The sequence below is a fragment of the Desulfoluna butyratoxydans genome (genome assembly GCF_900699765.1).
Lineage (GTDB): Bacteria > Desulfobacterota > Desulfobacteria > Desulfobacterales > Desulfolunaceae > Desulfoluna > Desulfoluna butyratoxydans.
Window position 1 is genome coordinate 297665 of sequence record NZ_CAADHO010000001.1, and the last position, 15266, is coordinate 312930.

A 15266-nucleotide genomic window follows, 5' to 3' on the forward strand; every position below is an offset into this window, starting at 1 on the left:
TTGAGCTCTTCTAATGATCTAACCGAAAAATTTTTGCGGAGCTTTTTTCAAAAAAGCGACCCGCCGGAGGCAACTAAACCGCTGCCCCCTTCGATGTCTCCAGGCACAGAATCATCCGAGCGCCCTCGCCATGCCGGCTTTCAGCACGCAGGCTCCCGCCGAGTCCCTCCACGATAAGAAAGGAGACAGAGAGACCCAGCCCGGTACCTTGCCCTGGCTCCTTGGTGGAAAAAAACGGATCAAAGATATTGGGCAGGTCCGCATCCGAAATCCCGCCACCGTTGTCTTCCACCACGACTTCAAGGCACTGACGCCTGTCGTCTTCAACCACATTGCGGGTGGAGATCACCAGGGAACCATTTTCCCTGCCGGTACCGTCGATGGCATCGGCAGCGTTTAACACCAGATTAAGAAACACCTGGCGTAAGGCGCCTGTGGTGGCCATGACGCCATCGTCATGGGCCCCTAAATTGGTCCTAACGTTAATATCTTTCAACAGGGGCTGAACACGGACCAGTTCGCGAATCTCGGTTATCAGGTCATGGACAGCCACCACGTCTTTGTCCCCGCAGTCTCCGCTGCGGTTAAAATCCAGGAGCTGCCGGATAATGCCGTCGATACGTGACAACTCCTCGTTGGTTCGGGCGATATAATCAGAACGTTCCAGATCGGTTTCCGCGGATTGAATAAGGGAGAGATACCCGGTGATGATCCCCAGGGGATTGCCGATTTCATGGGCGACACCAGAGGCAAGGCGCCCCATGGCCGAGAGTTTTTCTGCACGGACAACATCTTCCTGGACCCGGGAAAGCTCGGTATTGAGCTCCTTCAGCTCCCGCACCGAAATCTTAAGCTTCTCACGGTCGGCGTTGATGCGGCTGACCATGGTGTTCAACGCCATGGAGAGCCTTGAAAATTCGCTGCCCGCCTCTTCCTGAAACAGAAAGGGATCTTCGGTTCCTGCATCTTCAGCCTTTGCAAGAAGTCGCCTCACCGGCTTGACTGCTACCTTGGAGACCTGGCTAACCCCGGCAAACGTGACCACCACAAGGTTGATGAGGGTATAAAGGGCCAGGAGCTTGATGGTGTCGGTGAGCCAGGCGCTCACCTTGGCCGTGTCCACAACCGCGGCCACACCGCCTCGAACAGACGCCTCAAAAGGAACGGCTGCAACCACAGCCCCACCCAGTCCCAACAGCCCCATACCGGACCCTTTGACAAGAACCGGTTCTCCCTTTGTCACTGCCTTTTCGATGGCCTCCCCAGCCTCTGCCCCGCGCTCATCCGTGCCGAACCCGTAGCTCAGCTGCTCGTCGAGGAGGGACACCTTCACCAGGGCCACGGCGCTGCCCTCCACCATGCCCCCGAGGACCAACCGAAGACTATCCACGTCTCGTTTTCCGGCCTCGTCGAACCCGTAGTCCGCGACAGCCCGTACCAGATGCAGGGCCCTTTCCGCCTCTTTTTTCACCATGACCTGACGCACCAGGGTCAAGGCGCAAAAGGCGGTGACCCCCATGGCAAAGAGAAAGAGAAACGCCAGGTTCACACTGATGCTTGTCTTGATGCCGGTGGACATATGCAAGATGCCTTTTTGTTGACCTTCGCGCACAATCGCCTCCGGCGACCCCGCTGCAGACCAACTCATTGAAATATTAAATAAACAGATATGGAATAATTTATAGGATAAACCAAAACTACTTCGTGCCTGCACAGCGTTTTGATCGCCCCAAGGGCAATCAAAACGCAGTGCGGGTGTACCCAGAAAAATTTTTGCGGAGTTTTTTTCCAAAAAAGCGGCCCGCCGGAGGCAGCCACTTGATGGTTTTTGATTTTACTCATAGTAAAAAGATCAACAAAAGTCATCCATAAACATCACGACTTGCAGTGTTTTGCCTTCATCATGGCTGAAGCGCAGCTGATCATCTTCGGGCTCAGGCGGGTAAACCGATCGAAATCGGCAGTAAAGGCAAAGCCAGGGACCAGGGTTTTGATAACGGGAATCTCAAGATCCGTTCGGGTGAGGTCCACATACACAGGAGCAAACCCTTCTTTCCCCAAGAGCTGCTCAAGAAGCTTTTTGTCCCCTGTTGCCGAGCCCGTGGAGTAATCGGGGAGTTGCTCTTCGTGGACGGGAACAGGTCGTGCCGGAGGGGCCATGGACGCCTCGCCCCCGGGAAAGGCAAAGGGCACCTCGGTCATGGCCGAAACCGCGGCCCGCCTGGCGTTGAGATGGGCCGCACACCCTTTGGCCACGACGCCCTCATGATCTATCACCATGGCTTTGCAGATGGGCACGCCCAGGCGGCCGGTGAGTTCCTGGAAAAACAGGTTCACCCCCTCCTGGCGGTACGCGGACAGAAGCGGGCCCAGGTTTTCGTTGGCGGTATAGAGCTCAAAGCACAGGGCCGGATCGTAGGGCTGGGTGGCCTCTGCCTCTCGCTCCAGGGCTTCATACAGACCGGAGACACACGCTTCATCCAAGGTGTTGCCCGAGGCAAGACCCGTGGACCCCAGGCTGGAAAAAAGAGCGGGTTCGTCGAGGTTCATAAAGAGAAACACCGCCTGAACCGGAACCAGGATGGGTACCTCTGCCCCTTGGGATGTTGTCACGCCTTCCATCCAATGGAGGGGCTCGTCCCCATAGGGGACATCCAGCATCAAGGCGTTGGGGTCCAGCGCTCTTTTCCCGCCTGCCAGAAGCTCGCTGTAACGGGCCCTGGTCACCTCATGGTCGTTGACCGTGCCCACCACGCGTCCGCCTTCGATGGAGGCATAAGAGCTCAGGCGCTCGGCGATCTCCATGTACAGGGAGGCCCTGGCATCGGCCACGGAAAGCCCTTTGCCGTAACTGGTCTGCTCACCGGTGAGGGTGTAGGCCAGATCTCCCTGGCTCACCCGCGTCGAGACCTGCCACTTCCTCTGCAGGGCAAAGGGGGAGAGGGAGGCCTGGTGACGCATTTCACCGCCGTTGAAGATCCCGGCAGCTTCCAGCAAGGCCTTGGCCACTGAGGCTGTCTCCGCAGCCGAAACCCGCTGGACCGGCGGAACCTCCTGTCGCACCTGATCCGCCATGGTCTCCACGGGAAGGGGTTCGGAAGGCCCCATGGGGCCAGGGGCCGTCAGCAAAACCGGAGCCTCATCAATAAAGGGGAGCTCCTCCAGACGGTCCACATTGCCTTGCAGCATCTCTGCCCAAGGGTGGGCAGATACTCCGTGGGCCGACACAAAACGAGCATAGATCAAGGGGCTTTCCACCTTTTCCGGTGCCCACCCCTCTTTTTCGAGGACCTCCCGAATGGCCGGAAACGCGTCGAAGGCAAGGGTTGCCTCATAGACAAGCCCCTTCAGCAGCTCATCGGCACGCTGAAGCTGTTCGGTGATCCCCTCTTCCCCCAGCCCCCCCAACAGAGTCAGGGCCGTCTGGCGCATAAAGGCGTCCATGGGAGCCTTGCGCAGGGCCGTAAGGGCCGCATCGAGGCCCTCCACGCCTTCGGGCACCACGGCAAAATATCCCGTGGCAGCCTCGGTGGTTGTTAATTTCAATCGGTAGTCATTCATCTTTTTGCCTCCGGCGGGTCGCTTTTTGAAAAAAGCTCCGCAAAAACGTTTCGGTTGTCAGGCCTTGCTTCCATCAAGACCTAAACGGTCTATCATGAAATTTGGTGGCGGGCAGGAGAGACCCTTTTGCCTGTCATCCCCTCCCACCGCATGGACTCTCTATTCACCATTTACCATTCACGACTCACTCTCACTGTTCACTCTTTACAAAAAAAGGCCCCGGAATCTCTCCCGGGGCCTTTTCATATCACACGTCATGGGACGCATTGCCGAGAAAAGGCGCGCCCTCAGGTATCATCATTTGAAAAAGAGTTTCATGATGTCGCTGTAAAAGACGTACACCATAAGGGAGAGCAGGAGAAACATCCCGGCCTGGCTGGCCGTCTCCCGGATCCTGTCGTTCACCGGTTTTCCGGTGATCCACTCAATGGTAAAAAAGAGAAGATGCCCGCCGTCCAGCACCGGGATGGGCAAAAAGTTGAGAATGGCCAGGTTGATGCTGATAAAGGCGATAAAAGAGATCAGGGAAGAGAGCCCCACACGGGCCTGGTCCCCGGCCATCTTGGCGATGATGATGGGACCGCCCAGATCAGCAGGGATGCTGCCCTTCACCATCTTCACAAGGCCCACCACCATGAGCTTTCCAAGGAACCAGGTTTTGGCAACCCCTTCGGTGATGCAGCCGAAAAATCCGAGTCGCTTGTTTACCACCTCGTAATACGGAGCGATACCGATGCGCCAGGCGCCCTCTTTGCCGTCGAGCTGCTCCGGCGTTAGGCTTACGGTAAGCTCTTTGCCATCCCTTAAAACCAGCAACGTGACAGCCTTGCCCTTGCTCCCCGTAATGGCTGTCACCACATCGGTCCACACTGAAAGGGGGGTGTCATCCACGGCAAGGAGCCGGTCTTTGACCTTGAGGCCTGCCTTTTCAGCAGGCGAATCACTCTGGATCCCTCCGATAATGGGATCCTGGACAGGACCGATGCCCACGGCCCAGGAAGGGACCTCCTCTCCGAACAGGTTCCGGGAGGTGGATGCCTCGGGGGTGAGCTCCACGGTGCGGGTATCTCCGGCTCGCTCGTAGGTAAGGAAAAGGGGCTTTCCGCTGCTGGATTCTATGGCCTCCACCACATCACTCCAGAGGGTCACGGGCTCATCGCCCACCTCTGTGACCCGGTCGCCATAGGCCAGACCAGCCCGGGCCGCCGGGGTATCCGCCACCACCTGGCCCACCACCGGGGCAAGGCCGTTGACCCCGTGCACCCCAAAAAGACCCGTGTAGATCACCACAGCCAGCACGAGGTTAAAGACAGGCCCTGCGGCCACGATGAGCATCCGCTGCCACACCGCCTTGTGGGTAAAGGAGAGGTGCCGCTGCTCGTCAGTAATCTCGGCGTCGGGTTCCTCCCCCACCATCTTGACGTATCCCCCTAAGGGAATGGCAGAGACCAGGTACTCGGTCATGCCCACCTTGCGGCCGAAGATCCGGGGGCCGAAGCCCAGGGAGAACTTTTCCACCCCCACGCCGAACAGGCGGGCCACAAGAAAGTGCCCCAGTTCGTGGAAAAAGACGAGAACGCCCAATACAATGATGATGGAAAAAAGGTTGGTCGTCATGAATTGTCCTGCATGGTTGATGCCGCTAAGGGCAAATAAATTCGGTTGCTTTTCGCCGGGCCCAGGTATCGGCCTCCTGGACATGGTCCAGGGCGGGCCGGGTGACCACGGGGTGGGCATCCATGGTTGCTTCGATAATGCGGGGAATGTCGAGAAAACCGATGCGCTCTTCAAGAAAAGAGGCCACAGCCACTTCGTTGGCGGCGTTTAGAACCGTCGGCATCGTCCCGCCAGCACCTGCCGCCTCAAAGGCGAGCTTCAGGCATCGGAACTTCGAGAAGTCGGGTGCTTCAAAGGTCAGGGCGGCAAGGGCTGCAAAATCCGGGGGATCCATGCCGATGTCCATGCGGCTGGGATAATTCAGGGCATAGGCGATGGCACCCTTCATGTCCGGCTGCCCCAACTGAGCCATCACCACCCCGTCCACATAGGCCACCATGGAATGTACAATACTCTGGGGATGGACCACAACCTCAATCCGCTGGGCCTCCACATCAAAAAGATGATGGGCTTCAATGACTTCCAGGCCCTTATTCATGAGGGTGGCCGAATCGATGGTGATCTTTTTACCCATGCTCCAGGTGGGATGATTCAAAGCCTGGGCCAGGGAAATATCCCCCATGGCCTCCCTGGGCGTGCCGCGAAACGGCCCCCCCGAAGCCGTGAGGATCAACTTGCTCACCTCCCGGGGGTTCTCACCGTTCAGGCACTGAAAAATGGCGCTGTGCTCGCTGTCCACCGGAAGGATGGGCACGCCCTTTTCAGCGGCCAGGGGCATGACCAGATCCCCTGCCGTCACCAGGGTCTCCTTGTTGGCCAGGGCCACGGCCTTGCCGGCCTCAATGGCTGCAAGGGTAGGCACAAGGCCTGCAGCCCCCACAAAGGCGGAAACCACCATGGAGACACCGTCGCAGGAAGCGGCCGCCTTGTACCCACCCTCCCCGAAGAGGAGTTCTGTGGCACACGAAGGCGGAAGAAGCGCTTTGAGGCGGTCCCGGTGGGCCTCGTCGATGACGCAGGCAAGCTCCGGCGAAAACTCAAGGATCTGCTCCGCCAACAGCTCCACGCTGGTGGCGGCACACAGGGTTTTTACCGCAAAGCGGTCCGGATACATCCGGACAATCTCGAGGACGTTTTTTCCAATGGACCCGGTAGATCCCAGCAGGGTCAGGTATTTCATGGGACTCCCCTTCAGGCGCCAAGCACCATAAAGAAATAGAACAGAGGCGCCGCGAAGAGAAGGGCGTCGATACGATCGAGCAGGCCGCCGTGGCCCGGAATGAGCTGACCGGAATCCTTGATACCGGACGAACGTTTCAGGGACGACTCAAACAGATCACCCAGAGGCCCCACAGCCCCGGCCAGGGGAAAGAGCAGCAAACAGGCAAGCCAGCCAAGTTCGGGGACGAAAAGAGCCTTCATGACAAACCCGGCCACCAGGGCCCCGGCCATGCCGCCCATGAACCCCTCCACGGTTTTGCCCGGGCTTACGGCCGGGCAGAGCTTGCGCTTGCCGAAGAAGGTCCCTGCGTAAAAGGCGCCGGTATCGCAGGCAGCCACGGTCACAAGCAGGGTAAAGATCCACATCACCCCGTGCTCGGGGTCCAGGCGAAGTCGCATCACGGCAGCCAGCATCATGGGAATGTACAAGAGGCCGAAGATGTGGGTCAAAAGGTGTTTCACCACCTTGGGATCGGTCTCGAACCGGGAGAGAAGGAAAAAGCCGCCCAAGGGGATGTTGAGGAACACCACACCCAAAAGGGCGCCCCAGGGGTTGGACATGCCATGGGCCAAAGCCACCATGACAAGGGAGGAGCCGTACCCGAGAAGGGGAAGGGCATCGAACCGGTCAGCTGTATCGTCCACCAGGGGGTAGTACTCGGACAGGGCGATCACGGCCACGGCCATGATGAGAAGTGTGAAGAGCAGGGCCCCGCCTTTTAAGATAAAAAGCCAAAGCAGGGGAATCGCGACAACCGCTGAAAGAATCCGTTTCAGGTGCATGGGTTTCACATCCTTTTTAATACAGCAAAAGGGAGACCGGTCCCGCCGCATGCGGCAGCCGATACTCCCTTCGGGTACCCACGTTGTTCACTCTAGACTCAGGACTGAAGCACCTTTCCATAGCGGCGCTCACGCGCCTGGAAATCCATGAGAATGGAAGCAAACTCCGATTCATTAAAATCGGGCCAAAGGGTCTCGGTAAAAAATATCTCGCTGTAGGCGCACTGCCAGAGCAGAAAGTTGCTGAGGCGCATCTCCCCGCTGGTACGAATCACCAGGTCGGGATCGGGGATACCGCGGGTAAACAGATGCTGTGACACCATCTCTTCATCCACATCGGCGGCCCGGAGACGCCCCTGGCTCACCTCGTCGGCGATGCCCTGCACCGCCGCCACCAGCTCGGAACGGCTGCCGTAGCTCAGGGCCAGGCAGAGGGTCAGGCGCTCGTTATGGCGCGTTGCCTCCATGGCCAGGTCGAGCTCACGCCGCACCTCCTCCGGCAGGCGATGAAGCTCACCGATGGCCGTCAGGCGGACGCCGTTTTTGACGAGCTGCGCTTTCTCGTTTCGAAGAAACCGCGTGAGGAGCCCCATAAGGGCATCCACCTCTTTTTTCGGCCGCTGCCAGTTTTCCGTGGAAAACGCATAGAGGGTCAGGTAGGGGATGCCGAACTTCGTGCAGCTCTCCACCACCGTACGAACCGCGCCCGCGCCCTTTTCATGGCCCTTGACACGGTTCATCACCCGCTTTTTGGCCCACCTGCCGTTGCCGTCCATGATAAAGGCGACATGCTCGGGCAGCTGGTCTGCTGACAGTCCGTCGGGAAGCTCTCGTTCCATCAAACCTCGAGAATCTCTTTTTCTTTGTCTTTGTAAACCGCGTCGATCTTGCCCACAAAATCATCGGTGACCTTCTGGACCTGATCCTGGGCCTTGAACTGATCGTCCTCGGAGATCTCCCCGTCTTTCTTAAGGCTTTTCAGGGTCTCGTTGGAATCGCGCCGGATATTTCGGACCGCCACCTTGTGGTCTTCACAGGTCTTGTGCACAAGCTTGACTATCTCTTTACGCCGCTCCTCGGTGAGGGGGGGCACGGAGATGCGGATCAGCTTGCCGTCGCTGGAGGGGGTCAGGCCGATGTTTGCTTTGAGGATGCCCTTTTCGATCTCTTTGAGGGCTGTTGCATCCCAGGGCTGAATGACGAGCAGGCGAGGTTCCGGAACAGAGACGGAAGCCATCTGGTTCAGGGGGGTCAGGGTACCGTAATAGTCCACCTTCACGCTGTCGAGCATATTGGCCGAGGCGCGACCGGTGCGAACACGTCCCATCTCTTTTTCAAGAGCGTCCATGGTTTTGCCCATTCTCTCACTGGTCTCTTCGAGAAGCGCGTTGATCATATCGTCACCTTTCCTGTCTTCATTAAGATTAGATTAGATGGTTGTAAAATCAGGTATGGCAAGGGGGGGGGGATAAAAAGGGATCAAAGACCGGTCAGAGCTCAGGTCCGGTGCCTCCCCCTGAAACAGAAAAAGATCAGGCCCGCGTATCGCGAACCTGATCTCATTCATACCCGTAAGATCATCAGTTGTCAATCAGGGTGCCTACATCCTTGGCCCCGGTGACCACTTTGAAAATATTTCCCTTGCCGGAGAGATTGAACACCGACAAGGGCAGGTTGTTGTCCATGGCAAGGGAGATGGCAGTCATGTCCATGACATTGAGCTGCTTCTCCAAGACTTCCATGTACTTGATCCGGGGGAAGAACGTGGCGTCCTTCTCCTTGACAGGATCTTTGTCGTAGATGCCGTCCACCTTGGTGGCCTTCATCAGGAGTTCCGCGTGGATCTCCTGGGCGCGAAGCACCGCCGCCGTGTCGGTGGTGAAGTAGGGACTGCCCGTCCCTGCGGCGAAAATCACGGCGCGTCCCTTCTCCAGGTGGCGAACCGCCCGTCGGAGAATAAAGGGTTCGGCCACCTCATGCATGCTGATGGCGGACTGGACCCTGGTGGGAATGCCGATCTTTTCAAGGGCACCGGAAAGGGCGATGCTGTTGATAACGGTGGCCAGCATCCCCATATGGTCGGCAGGTGCCCTGTCCATGCCGTAAGAGCTTGCGGCGATACCTCGAAAGATATTGCCGCCGCCAACGACAATGGCCACCTCAACGCCCAGCTCATGAATCGATTTCACCTCTTCGGCGACGTATTTCATCATGTCGGGGCTGATACCGAAGCTCTGATCACCCATCAGAGCTTCACCACTTAATTTAAGAAGAACACGCTTGAAGGCAGGCTTCGCCGCTGTCATCTACTCTCCTAACTGGTAACGGACGAAACGGCGGATACGGATGTTCTCGCCCATTTTGCCGATAACCTCTTTTGTATAGTCCTCAATGGTGATCTGGGGATTCTTTACGTAAGCCTGGCTCATGAGGCAGGAATCCTTGTAGAACTTCTGGACCTGACCTTCAACGATCTTGTCCACGATGTTCTCAGGCTTGCCCTGCTCAAGGGCGCGCTCACGGTAAATTTCCCGCTCCTTGGCTACAACGTCTTCGGAAATGTCCTCAGGGGCAAGACCGGCAGGGTTGACGGCTGCAATGTGCATGGCGATGTCTTTGGCGAAGGCCTGGAAGTCTTCGTTTTTGGCAACGAAGTCAGTTTCGCAGTTGATCTCAACCATAACACCGATTTTGCCGCCCATGTGGATGTAGCTCATGACGGTGCCTTCGGAAGTGGCTCGAGCGGAACGCTTTGCAGCGGCTGCCAGGCCTTTTTTCCGGAGGAAGTCGAGGGCCTTGGCCACATCGCCGTCGCTCTCCTTCAGGGCTTTTTTGCAATCCATGATTCCGGAGCCGGTCTTTTCACGAAGTTCTTTTACCATTGCTGCGCTGATTTCTGCCATGACTACTCTCCTGCATTATCGGCCGCGGCGTCTGCTGCCGGGGCATCATTCTCGGTTTTCTTACGGATCACTTCAACCACGGGCCCTTCTGCGTCACCTGCAGCGGCCTCGGCAACAGCTGCTGCCTTGGTTTCCACTTCGTCGTTGCCTTTGTCGCTTGCGGCAGCACGCTTTTCGTTGAAGCGCTTGCGGCCTTCGATGCAGGCATCGGCAAGGCGGGAGGTGATCAGACGAATGGAGCGGATGGCATCATCGTTACCGGGGATCACGTAATCGATGGGATCCGGGTCACAGTTGGTATCCACAAGAGCAACGATGGGAATGTTGAGACGCTGAGCTTCTTTGACGGCGATGCTCTCTTTCTTGGGGTCCACGATGACGATGGCACCGGGCAGGCCGTTCATGAAGCTGATACCGCCGATAACGGCTTCCAGCTTGTCGCGCTCTTTACCGAGCTTGAGGCGCTCTTTTTTGGTGTAGCTCTCAATGGTTCCGTCGTTCTGGATCTCATTGAGCTTGTTGAGGCGCTCGATGCTGGTTTTAACGGTCTGGAAGTTGGTGAGCATGCCGCCGAGCCAGCGGTTCTGCACGTAGAACATCTCAGCGCGGTTGGCTTCTTCGTAAATGGCTTCTCGGGCCTGCTTCTTGGTACCCACGAAAAGTACGGACTTTCCGGCAGCGGCCACATCAGCAACGAAGTCGTAGGCGTTCTTGAACATCCCGACGGACTTCTGAAGGTTGATGATGTAGATACCGTTGCGGGCGCCGAAAATATACGGCTTCATCTTCGGGTTCCAGCGTTTGGTCTGGTGACCGAAATGGCATCCGGCTTCGAGAAGCTCTTTCATGCTTACGTAAGACATATCCTTACTCCTTTGGTTTTTCCACCGCCCCCGTCATCCCCGGAATCAACTCGCCCCGGTAAAACGGAGAAAGAACCTGATACGGGTCGGAAGGCGTGTGTCATTAAAATGCATCTACCCGTGAATCGGGCAAATTAAACAAAAGCGGCTGTTGACGCCGCTTGAAAATAGGCACCCCGGAGGGCACGCTCGGACCGTCGGGCGCAAAAATACACCTCGATCGATAAATCCTAACATTCATAACAGGTCCAGAGACGCATGACAAGGGCAATCCAACCAGCCATCAAAAAACCCCGGCAGCGGCCAGCGAGAACCCAACAGATATAAAGGAAGACCGCCCCTCCAGAACACGGAAGGCCGGAAAAATGACGCCGCGCCTGCGGCATGGGATAAGAAAGAAAGAAAAGACAACTGCCCAGATTTAAATGGCCTCCGGCGGGATCACACAAAAAAACACCTCTCTGGAAAGCATGACAAACAGACCTTAGCCAAGCGTTTCCATACCCCGCCAAAACAACGCCGACCCTCTCAAAGCCGCACAGAGACATCAAGCCTTGCGACGAGCACGCACCGCCCTGTTGTTTCCGGCATAGTCATCAAAAAAACGAATGGAATCAAAAATCCCCTCTTCTTCAAGGAGCCCTCGAACCGCCTCACGTTGATCCCAGCCCATCTCAAGAAGAAGCCATCCCCCGGATTTCAGGTGCGTTCGACACCCGGAGATGATCAGGGAGAGATCCCGCAAACCGTCGGCATCGCCGTCCAGGGCCAGGCGAGGCTCAAAAACCGCCACTTCCGGTTCCAGCAGATCGATATCCGCCGTGGGAATGTAAGGAGGATTGGAGACCACCACATCAAACAGCGGAGCCTCGGCAAAAGGGGCAAACCAGACGCCCTGAATAAAGGAAACGCGGCCTTCCAGATCGTTACGCCGGGCATTTTCCCGCGCCACGCCAAGGGCCGTTGTGGAACGGTCCGTTGCCAAAACCGTGTGCTCGGGACACGCCTTGGCAAGGGACAAGGCAATGGCACCGGATCCTGTCCCCAGATCCACGACGCGCTGCGCCTTTGTGCCCCCTCCCCGCAAAACCTCCAGAGTTGCCTCTACCAGAGTTTCGGTATCGGGCCGAGGCACCAGCACCCCGGGGGCGACCGTCAAATCAAGATCCCAGAACCCGGTCTCACCCATAATATAGGCAATGGGCTCCCGCGCCAGCCGCCTCCGGACAAGGACTTCGTACCCCTTCTTCAGCGACGCCGAAGCAGGGTCGTCTTTTCTCAGCAAAAGCCCGGCACGCCCCACCTTGAGGTAATGCATCATCAACAGATCCGCGGCAAGCTTCGGGGCATCCACCCCGGCATCTTCAAAAAGACGGGCAGCCTCCGCCAGCATCTGGGCGATGGTGGCAGAGGTTTCAAACAGCAAATCAGAGGGTTTGTTCATTTTGAAGGGCCTGGGCCTGGGCGTGGGTTCTAAGGGATGCGATGATCTCTTCGATATCCCCTTCCATGATGGCATCCAGTCGGTAGAGGGTCAGCCCGATGCGATGATCGGTCATGCGCCCCTGGGGAAAGTTGTAGGTACGGATACGCTCACTGCGGTCCCCGCTGCCGATCTGGCCTTTCCTGGCGGCGGAACGTTCGGCTTCCGTCTCCTGGATCATCTTATCCAGAATACGGGACCGAAGCACCTTCATGGCCTTGTCCTTGTTCTTGTGCTGGGACTTTTCATCCTGGCAGGTGGCCGTAATACCCGTGGGAAGGTGCGTAATACGGACCGCGGAGTCCGTGGTATTGACGCTCTGGCCGCCGGGGCCGGAGGATCTGAAAATATCGATACGCAGTTCATTGGGCTCGATCTTCAGCTCCACGTCTTCCGCCTCAGGAAGCACCGCCACGGTCACAGCAGAGGTATGGATACGCCCCTGGGTCTCCGTAGCGGGAACGCGCTGAACCCTGTGAACCCCGCTCTCATACTTGAACGAGCTATAGGCGCCCTTGCCGTTCACCTGAAAGACGACTTCCTTGTAGCCGCCCACATCGGATCCGTGGGAGTCCATAACCTCCACACCCCAACCCCGACCTTCGGCATATCGGGTGTACATCTTGAACAGGTCCCCGGCAAACAGCGAGGACTCGTCCCCGCCGGTACCGGCGCGAAGCTCCACGATGACGCTCTTCTCATCCAGAGGATCCTTGGGAACCAGGAGAATCTTAATCTCCCCTTCCATCTCCTCCACCTGGGCTTCCAGGGGGCCGATCTCTTCTGCGGCCATCTCTTTCATATCGGGATCGTCGTCGTTAAGAAGCTCCCGGGCTTCCTCAAGCTCAGCCACAACCTTCTTGTACCGACGATACGCTTCCACCAGCTTGGTGATCTCACCGTGCTCTTTGATGTACTTCTGATACTGAACCCGATCGCTGACCACAGCGGGATCGCTGAGAAGCTGCTCCAGTTTTATGAACCGGTCTTCCACACCTTCGAGTTTACCAAACATTATCTTGCCTGCCCCATTACCCCTTTATCATGCGCCACCGGCACACAAAGGGAAGTGTTCGCACCGTCGTTGCCCGGACCCGCCGTCCGGACGACAAAAAGGGAAATCGTAAAAACCGATTCCCCTTCTTCTCCCAAGCCATACGGTCTTGATTTCGTCGCGATACTTACTTGCCAACCTTGCTGGCATCGAAGTTTGCGAATTTTTTACGGAAACGATCGATACGGCCAGCCGTATCCACAAGCTTCTGCTTACCGGTGAAGAACGGATGGCAGCTTGAGCAGATTTCCACCTTGATCTCTTCGCGGGTAGAACCCACGGTCATGACGTTGCCGCATGCGCAGGTGGCAGTGGCTGCTTTGTATTCGGGATGAATGCCCTTTTTCATGAGGTAAAACTCCTTAAAAGATAAATATATGAAAACATACCACCTGAGGGGAACCCCGAAGGGCCGCCTTACGCTGCCGATGATAGGCAGCGGTGGTATCATGAATTCATGGAATCAAGAAACTCCATATTATCCTTAGTTCCACTAATCTTGTCAAGCAAAAAGCCCATGCTGTCCACGGTGTTGAGGGATGCCAAGAGCTTGCGCAGGATCCAGATCCTGTCGAGCTGGCCCTTCTCAACCAGAAGCTCCTCTTTTCGGGTACCGGACTTTTTGATGTCAATGGCAGGGAACATGCGGCGATCAGCCAGCTTGCGGTCAAGAACCAGCTCCATATTGCCGGTTCCTTTGAATTCCTCGAAGATCACCTCGTCCATGCGGCTGCCTGTGTCGATAAGCGCCGTGGCGATGATGGTGAGACTGCCGCCCTCCTCCACGTTTCGGGCCGCGCCGAAGAAACGCTTGGGACGGTGCAGGGCGTTGGAGTCCACACCACCGGAGAGGATCTTGCCCGACGGAGGCATCACCGAGTTGTAGGCACGGGCCAGACGGGTGATACTGTCCAGAAGGATCACGACATCTTTTTTGTGCTCCACAAGGCGCTTGGCCTTCTCGATAACCATCTCAGCCACCTGAACGTGACGTTCGGCGGGCTCGTCAAAGGTCGAGCTGATGACTTCAGCCTTGACGGAGCGAGCCATGTCGGTCACTTCCTCGGGCCGTTCGTCAATAAGAAGGATAAAGGGAACAATATTGGGATGGCTCTTGATCATGCTGTTGGCGATGGTCTGCAGGATCATGGTTTTACCGGAACGGGGAGGGGAGACGATGAGCCCCCTCTGACCAAAGCCGATGGGAGCCATGAGCTCGATGATGCGGGTGGAGTAGTTGTCCTTGTCGTTCTCCAGCTGAACCTTTACTTCGGGGTAAAGGGGCGTGAGGTTGTCAAAAAAGATCTTTTCACGCGCCACATCGGGGTCTTCATAGTTGACCGCCTGCACCTTCAGGAGGGCGAAGTAGCGCTCAGACTCCTTGGGCTGGCGAATCTGACCGGAAACCGTGTCCCCGGTCTTGAGGTTGAATCTGCGAATCTGAGAAGGGGAAACGTAGATATCATCGGGCCCGGGCAGGTAGTTGCAATCCGGAGACCGAAGAAAACCGAACCCGTCGGGAAGCACCTCCAGGGTACCCTCCCCGTAAATCTGACCCTCCCGCTCAATCTGGGCCTGGAGCAGCATAAAAATGAGCTCCTGCTTGGGAAGACCGCCGGCGCCCTCTATATTGAGACTCCGCGCCATCTTGGCCAGCTCTTCAATCCGCATCGCTTTCAATTCAACAATGTTCATCAACAGTTTCCCCACATGTTTATATGCTCATCCAGAACAACAATCAGCGTCGTCCCAATCCGTATTGATTCGGTGCAATAATACCC

The 15266-nt window shown here is 57.0% G+C and carries 14 protein-coding genes; all 14 read right to left on the reverse strand.

The window, feature by feature from the left end; translation table 11 throughout:
• Nucleotides 1-73: 73 nt before the first annotated feature.
• Nucleotides 74-1579: a sensor histidine kinase gene (locus MSL71_RS01380; RefSeq protein WP_180136884.1), complete on the reverse strand. Its 1506-nt coding sequence runs from the start codon at nt 1577-1579 to the stop codon at nt 74-76.
• Between the two features lie 296 nt (nt 1580-1875).
• On the reverse strand, nt 1876-3561 hold the full coding sequence (locus tag MSL71_RS01385; protein WP_180136885.1) for a YcaO-like family protein: 1686 nt from the start codon (nt 3559-3561) through the stop codon (nt 1876-1878).
• A gap of 297 nt (nt 3562-3858) precedes the next feature.
• Complete coding sequence (gene rseP / locus MSL71_RS01390) at nt 3859-5178, reverse strand: RIP metalloprotease RseP (RefSeq protein ID WP_180136886.1); 1320 nt, start codon at nt 5176-5178, stop codon at nt 3859-3861.
• A 25-nt stretch (nt 5179-5203) separates the two neighbouring features.
• Entirely contained in the window at nt 5204-6358 is a 1155-nt protein-coding gene (locus MSL71_RS01395; protein ID WP_180136887.1) for a 1-deoxy-D-xylulose-5-phosphate reductoisomerase, read from the reverse strand.
• An 11-nt stretch (nt 6359-6369) separates the two neighbouring features.
• Nucleotides 6370-7182, reverse strand: coding sequence for a phosphatidate cytidylyltransferase (locus tag MSL71_RS01400; RefSeq protein WP_180136888.1), 813 nt, complete (start codon nt 7180-7182; stop codon nt 6370-6372).
• Nucleotides 7183-7280: 98 nt separating this feature from the next.
• Nucleotides 7281-8021, reverse strand: a complete 741-nt coding sequence (gene uppS, locus MSL71_RS01405; protein WP_180137555.1) for an undecaprenyl pyrophosphate synthase — start codon at nt 8019-8021, stop codon at nt 7281-7283.
• Nucleotides 8021-8578 carry a ribosome recycling factor gene (frr, locus tag MSL71_RS01410; protein ID WP_180136889.1) on the reverse strand — a complete coding sequence of 186 codons (558 nt, stop codon included), beginning with the start codon at nt 8576-8578 and terminating at the stop codon, nt 8021-8023. The genes uppS and frr overlap by 1 nt, the downstream gene beginning before the upstream one ends.
• 184 nt (nt 8579-8762) lie before the next feature.
• On the reverse strand, nt 8763-9488 hold the full coding sequence (gene pyrH, locus MSL71_RS01415) for a UMP kinase (protein WP_180136890.1): 726 nt from the start codon (nt 9486-9488) through the stop codon (nt 8763-8765).
• Nucleotides 9489-10085: a translation elongation factor Ts gene (gene tsf / locus MSL71_RS01420; RefSeq protein ID WP_180136891.1), complete on the reverse strand. Its 597-nt coding sequence runs from the start codon at nt 10083-10085 to the stop codon at nt 9489-9491.
• Nucleotides 10086-10087: 2 nt separating this feature from the next.
• Nucleotides 10088-10948 carry a 30S ribosomal protein S2 gene (rpsB, locus tag MSL71_RS01425; RefSeq protein WP_180136892.1) on the reverse strand — a complete coding sequence of 287 codons (861 nt, stop codon included), beginning with the start codon at nt 10946-10948 and terminating at the stop codon, nt 10088-10090.
• A gap of 547 nt (nt 10949-11495) precedes the next feature.
• Nucleotides 11496-12392, reverse strand: a complete 897-nt coding sequence (prmC, locus tag MSL71_RS01430; RefSeq protein WP_180136893.1) for a peptide chain release factor N(5)-glutamine methyltransferase — start codon at nt 12390-12392, stop codon at nt 11496-11498.
• Entirely contained in the window at nt 12376-13446 is a 1071-nt protein-coding gene (prfA, locus tag MSL71_RS01435) for a peptide chain release factor 1 (protein ID WP_180136894.1), read from the reverse strand. Before prfA ends, prmC begins: the two co-directional genes overlap by 17 nt.
• Before the next feature lie 166 nt (nt 13447-13612).
• Nucleotides 13613-13834: a 50S ribosomal protein L31 gene (gene rpmE / locus MSL71_RS01440; RefSeq protein ID WP_180136895.1), complete on the reverse strand. Its 222-nt coding sequence runs from the start codon at nt 13832-13834 to the stop codon at nt 13613-13615.
• Nucleotides 13835-13932: 98 nt separating this feature from the next.
• On the reverse strand, nt 13933-15180 hold the full coding sequence (gene rho / locus MSL71_RS01445) for a transcription termination factor Rho (protein WP_180136896.1): 1248 nt from the start codon (nt 15178-15180) through the stop codon (nt 13933-13935).
• Nucleotides 15181-15266: the final 86 nt, after the last annotated feature.

Coding starts and splice junctions, on each gene's coding strand:
- MSL71_RS01380 (WP_180136884.1), bottom strand. CDS start 1,579: ATGTCCACCGGCATCAAGACAAGCATCAGTGTGAACCTGGCGTTTCTC.
- MSL71_RS01385 (WP_180136885.1), bottom strand. CDS start 3,561: ATGAATGACTACCGATTGAAATTAACAACCACCGAGGCTGCCACGGGA.
- rseP (WP_180136886.1), bottom strand. CDS start 5,178: ATGACGACCAACCTTTTTTCCATCATCATTGTATTGGGCGTTCTCGTC.
- MSL71_RS01395 (WP_180136887.1), bottom strand. CDS start 6,358: ATGAAATACCTGACCCTGCTGGGATCTACCGGGTCCATTGGAAAAAAC.
- MSL71_RS01400 (WP_180136888.1), bottom strand. CDS start 7,182: ATGCACCTGAAACGGATTCTTTCAGCGGTTGTCGCGATTCCCCTGCTT.
- uppS (WP_180137555.1), bottom strand. CDS start 8,021: ATGGAACGAGAGCTTCCCGACGGACTGTCAGCAGACCAGCTGCCCGAG.
- frr (WP_180136889.1), bottom strand. CDS start 8,578: ATGATCAACGCGCTTCTCGAAGAGACCAGTGAGAGAATGGGCAAAACC.
- pyrH (WP_180136890.1), bottom strand. CDS start 9,488: ATGACAGCGGCGAAGCCTGCCTTCAAGCGTGTTCTTCTTAAATTAAGT.
- tsf (WP_180136891.1), bottom strand. CDS start 10,085: ATGGCAGAAATCAGCGCAGCAATGGTAAAAGAACTTCGTGAAAAGACC.
- rpsB (WP_180136892.1), bottom strand. CDS start 10,948: ATGTCTTACGTAAGCATGAAAGAGCTTCTCGAAGCCGGATGCCATTTC.
- prmC (WP_180136893.1), bottom strand. CDS start 12,392: ATGAACAAACCCTCTGATTTGCTGTTTGAAACCTCTGCCACCATCGCC.
- prfA (WP_180136894.1), bottom strand. CDS start 13,446: ATGTTTGGTAAACTCGAAGGTGTGGAAGACCGGTTCATAAAACTGGAG.
- rpmE (WP_180136895.1), bottom strand. CDS start 13,834: ATGAAAAAGGGCATTCATCCCGAATACAAAGCAGCCACTGCCACCTGC.
- rho (WP_180136896.1), bottom strand. CDS start 15,180: ATGAACATTGTTGAATTGAAAGCGATGCGGATTGAAGAGCTGGCCAAG.